This is a genomic window from Treponema sp. R6D11 (assembly GCF_054786075.1).
In genome coordinates this window covers 1-1237 of sequence record NZ_BDHD01000371.1, presented here as the reverse complement: position 1 = coordinate 1237, position 1237 = coordinate 1, and the positions used below count along the sequence as shown (strand labels likewise).

2 protein-coding genes are annotated in these 1237 nt (G+C 35.7%); both read left to right on the top strand.

Features of this window, described 5'->3' with window-relative positions; all coding sequences use genetic code 11:
• A partial coding sequence (locus ACYVTD_RS13215; RefSeq protein WP_461248203.1) for a PD-(D/E)XK nuclease family protein occupies window positions 1-501 on the top strand: 501 nt, incomplete at its 5' end.
• Window positions 501-1237 (top strand): UvrD-helicase domain-containing protein (locus tag ACYVTD_RS13210; RefSeq protein ID WP_461248202.1); only part of this gene is annotated, 737 nt, incomplete at its 3' end. The genes ACYVTD_RS13215 and ACYVTD_RS13210, both read left to right, overlap by 1 nt.

The following is a 1237-nucleotide window of genomic DNA, read 5'->3' as shown; positions in this document are numbered from 1 at the left end:
CTTAACGGATTTATTGATTGTATTCTAAAAGAAAATCGTGACGGTATTGATAAATATGTTATTGTCGATTTTAAGTTAAAAAATATGCCCGCCCGATGCGATTGCATTGCAGACGAAGAAACGCCGCTTACGGATTTTCAGCTTCCAATGTATATAACTTTAATCGAAAAAAATGAACAATTTGACGTGTATACCGCACTCTTTTACAGTATTCTGGATCAAAAATCCGAAGTAATTATCGGAACAATTTACAATGAATACGCAAATAAAACTATTCCTACTAAAGAAGAGGATCAAATTGACCGAAGTAGTGAACGTTATGAGAAAATTTTTAAGGAATTTCAAAATAAAACGGAGCAGTTTGTAAATGAAATATCGTCAGGCGACTTTACTGTTTTTCCGCAAAGTTACAACGATTGTAAAGATTGCGAATATCAGCGTATATGCCGCACTGTCTATATTATCGGACGTGAAAATAATAATTCTTTGGGGAAGCATTGATGAACTTAAAATCAAATCGTAAACAATTAAATGAAGAACAAAAAAAAGCCGCTTTCTGCAAAGAGAACGCCGTTGTTTCCGCAGGTGCAGGGTCTGGCAAGACAATGGTGCTTGCACATCGTTTTGTATGGTTGCTCACAGAGAAAGATTATAAAGTTGATGAAATATTAACATTGACGTTTACAAAAAAAGCCGCCGCTCAAATGTTTAAGAGGATATATTCGCTTGTTTCGCAAATCGCTCAGGAAGAGAGCGGCATACAGGCACAAAGGGCGCAAAAAGCCATTGATGATTTTATTCACGCAAGAATTCAAACTTTGGACTCTTACAGTGCTTCAATCGTAAAACAATGCGCGCCCCGTTACGGCATAAGCCCGGATTTTCAGATTGATCAGCAGAGGTGCTATAATATCGCTCTTGAGGCTTCGTATCCTTTTTTTATCGCACACCGCAATAATCCCGCAATAAAAGAACTTTATTCCGGTAATAATCCAAATAACATTGTCCGCAACATATTAGCAGATATTTTGTTTAACTACTGTTTAATAGACAAGCCCCGTGATTTTTCGGCTGACTTAAATATTCAGTTTAACACTCTTTGTTCCCAATGGGACATCCTAATTAAAAATGTAAGAAAATTGTTAGATGATATTAAACGTGATATTAACGATGATAATTCTTTGCTTCCCCTTCTTGTCCCTATAATTGAAAAAGAAAAAAATGAAAATATTTACAT